Genomic DNA, 3,528 nt, shown 5'->3' on the forward strand with positions numbered 1-3,528 from the left:
CGCGCTCCTCGGCGGCGCGCGCCTGGAGCCGCCGTACGAGCGTACGGGCGCGGCGCTCGGCGCCCGCGTGGATGTCCCGGGCCCGTGCGCGGCTCTCGGCGGCCTCGACGATCCGGCCGAGGAGATCGACCGAGCCCGCGGTGAAGTCGCGCTCGGCGGTGAGTTCGGCGCGGCGGCCCAGCTTGTTCCCGAACCCGCCGACGAGATCGGCCAGTCCGTCCGTGTCCCGGGTGTCGGTGACGGCGCGCAGCAGCAGATCGGTGAAGTCGGAATCCTTCTTGACCGCGAAGAGACCGGCCGCCTCGCCCTCGTCGGCGTTCATCTCGCGCTGGTAGCGGAAGAGTTCGGGATCGAGACCCAGTTCGCCGAGGTGTTCGTTCCAGCGGTCGTGGATCTCCTCCCAGTGGATGTCGAGATGCGGATAGAACTTGCCCGCCTCGGTGAGGGCGTCACGGAAGCCCTTCATCGTGCGGCGCCTGCCGCGCGCGCCCGAGGCGCCCTCGACGGGCGGCCGTACGGCGGTGGACTCGGCGACCGGCAGGGAGTCCAGGCTCAGCCCCGGTCCCGGCCGGAAGGAGTACCAGCCCTCGGTGAACTTCCTGGGATCGCTGGACACTTGCCTGCCGCGCCACTCACTGGCCTTGCCGACCACCACGAGTTCGCCGGTGAGCGTGTGCTGCCACTCCAGGGCGACATGGCCGCAGTCGTCGGCCAGCAGGAACTTGCGCAGCACACCGGAGCTGGCGCCGCCGAGAGTGTTGCGGTGTCCCGGCAGCATCACCGAGAAGATCAGCTTGAGCAGTACGGACTTGCCGCCGCCGTTCTCCAGGAAGAGCACGCCCGCCGGGGCCGGGCGGCGCGGCGGCCCCACCGGCTCCTCCTCGAAGAACTCCGCCTGGGTGGGCGCCGGATGCGGCACGGGAGCGCCCACTCCGCGCAGATCGAGCACGGTGTCGGCATAGCGCGCACCGGCAGGACCGATGGAGTAGAGGCGGACCCGGGACAGCTCGTACATGGCGGCGGACTCTCGTTGTGAGGACTTGTGGGGGCGGTCGGAGGTTGCGGTCAGGCGTGGAAGGGCAGGCCCGCGTCGGCGGCCAGCTCCAGATCGTCGCCCTCGGGCGGCGGCAGCAGAGTGGCCGAGCCATCGCTGACGGGCACGACGCCCAGTTCGAGCAGCTCGGCCATGGCCGCGTGGCCTGCCATGTCACGCACCTGGAGCTGATAGCGGGCCGTGGTGCGGTACGCGCCTCCGGCGTCGTCACCGGTGCGCTGGAGAAAACCGGAGTCGGTGAGGAACGCGACCGCCTTGCCGACGATGCCGGTGGTCGATCCGGCGAGCCTGCGGGCGTCCTTGGTGGCACCGGTGGCGCTGCGCCGGGCGTAGATCCGCCAGGCGGCTTCAAGACCGGGCGCGTCGGTCGACGGATCGGTGTTCTCCCCCTCCGCCTCGGCGCGCTCCTCCAGCCGTCGGCAGGCCTGCCGTACGAACGCGTCGACGCCATTGACCGTGATCCGGCCGATGTAACCGTCGTCGGCGAGATCCTCGGGCCGCGGGAACGCCATGGCCGCGACGGCGAGATGGGCGAGGCCGTGCAGAAAGCGGTCGGCGGAGTCGGTGGAGGCGCGGCGGGCATAGTCACCCATACGCACCGCGAAGACCGAGTCCTCACCGGCGGTCACGGCCATACCCGCGCGAGCTGAGACCTCCAGCACGACCAGGCCGAATCCGGTGGCGACGGCATCGGCGACGCGCGCGAAGGCGGGGTCTTCGCGGTAGCGGCGCAGAAGTTCGGTGTACTCGATGTCCCGGGCGGGCAGCAGCTTGGGCTGAAGCCCAAAGGAAACGAGCCGGGCGGCGTCGGCGGCGTCTGCGGGTGTAAGGGGCGCGGGGGTGGCGCCGGTCTCGGCGCCACTGCCGCTTTCCGGCGGGTACTGCTCGCTCACGAGGTGCGGGCTCCTGGTCTGTGGGGGTACGTGGTGGGCGCGGGTGCATGGATCACCGGGTTCGTCCGGTGGCCGATTCGTCCTCGATCGCCGGACGGGCTGGGTTGTGCCGGTCCGGCGATTGAGGACAAAACGGCTGCCAGGACGCCGGGCCCCATTACGCCGCCCCCAGCCGCGCGACGCCCACTATCAGATCCGCTCCGCCGAATTCCGGGTCTTCCAGCGGCGTGCCGTCATCGACGGCGAAGAGGAGGCGGTCCTCGCCCTGGCGGTGTGCCGTGCCGACCGGTGGGCTCGCGGCGTGGATGGCCAGCAGCGCGACCAGGTACGGCAGTTCCGGATCGCGGCGGCGGGCCTCCGCCAGAAGGCCGGACAGGCGGCGTGGCGCGTCGTGCTCCAGGTCGAGCAGCTCCTTCGCGCTCGCGAGCTGCTCCTCGCTGAAGCGGCTGTCGTCCGGCGTCGCGATCAGATCGGGCTCGGGCATCTCCGCGCCCAGATGCTCGCGTTCCACCGGTGGCGTCAGCAGCAGATCGATCAGATCTCCGACCCGGACGGCCGTGGGCGTCCGCAGCCCGGTACCGCGGGCGAAGAACGCGTCCGTCACGCGCGTGGCCCGCTCGACCGGCAGCGGCAGCAGCGGCGCGACGAGCTGTCCGTAGAGATCCAGGCCCGTATGGGCCGTGGGCCGGGCGAAGGCCTGTCTGTCCTGCTCCGCGCGGAACAGCGGGCCCGCCTCCAGCAGCCGTGACTGGAGCTGGGTGTGCCGACGGATGCAGTCCTTGACGATGTCGACCAGCTCGGCGGCGCGCCGCTTGTGCTCCGCCGTTCTGGGATCGGCGCCGGTATCGGCCTCATCGCGCGCCTTGCGGATATTGGTCAGGATCGCGTTCTCGTGGCGATAGCGGTCGGCCACATGGTCGAGCGCCTCGTCGATCATGTCGGGAACGGAGTTGAGCCAGTCGACCGCCCGTACATTGCGGCGGGTCGCCTCCAGCGTCCTGCGCAGCGTCTCCGCGTACTGCACGGTGCGGTAGCGCGCCTGCTCGGCGGCGAGCTGGGCGTCGGCGAGCCGACCGCGGTTGATCAGCACCTCCAGCTTGACCTCGGCGGCGATCTGCGCGCTGGTGACATCCGTGTCGAGCGCGCCGACCAGGACGTTGACCGCTTCGTCGGTCGTACGGAGATAGACGCTGCCGCCGTGTCCCGGGACCTCCTCGATGAGCTTGAAGTCGTAGTCCCTGCGGGTGTAGACGCCGTCGGTGCCGAAGGTGCCGTACACCGCGCGGAAGCCGCGGTCCACGCTGCCGACGTTGATCAGATTCTCCAGCACCCAGCGGGCGACCCGCTCGTGCTCGGCGGCCGGGCGGCCCGGTGCCTGGGCGGCGACGCGCGGGAGCAGCCGGCCCACTATCTGTTCATGGTCGGCGCCGGTGTCGAAGTCCATGTTGAGCGTGACGAGATCGATGGCGGCGAGGGCGACCTCCGCCATTCCGTAGACGGCGTACTCCCCGGCGAGATTGGCCTTGCGGGTGTCCAGGTCGTGCAGCGGCGCGGTGCACGCGAGCGCGCGCAGCCGCCGCG

The 3,528-nt window shown here is 71.2% G+C and carries 2 protein-coding genes and 1 pseudogene; all 3 read right to left on the reverse strand.

The features are described 5' to 3' along the window. Positions 1-1,015 (reverse strand): annotated as a pseudogene (locus GA0115259_RS28120) (hypothetical protein); the annotation flags it as partial. Between the two features lie 50 nt (positions 1,016-1,065). Further along, a complete protein-coding gene (locus tag GA0115259_RS28125; protein WP_256098175.1) occupies positions 1,066-1,947 on the reverse strand; it encodes a hypothetical protein in 882 nt (293 codons plus the stop codon). Positions 1,948-2,104: 157 nt separating this feature from the next. Beyond that, the coding region (locus GA0115259_RS28130; RefSeq protein WP_093602241.1) for a hypothetical protein at positions 2,105-3,528 on the reverse strand (1,424 nt) is incomplete at its 5' end.

This window comes from Streptomyces sp. MnatMP-M17, assembly GCF_900091995.1.
Taxonomy (GTDB): domain Bacteria; phylum Actinomycetota; class Actinomycetes; order Streptomycetales; family Streptomycetaceae; genus Streptomyces.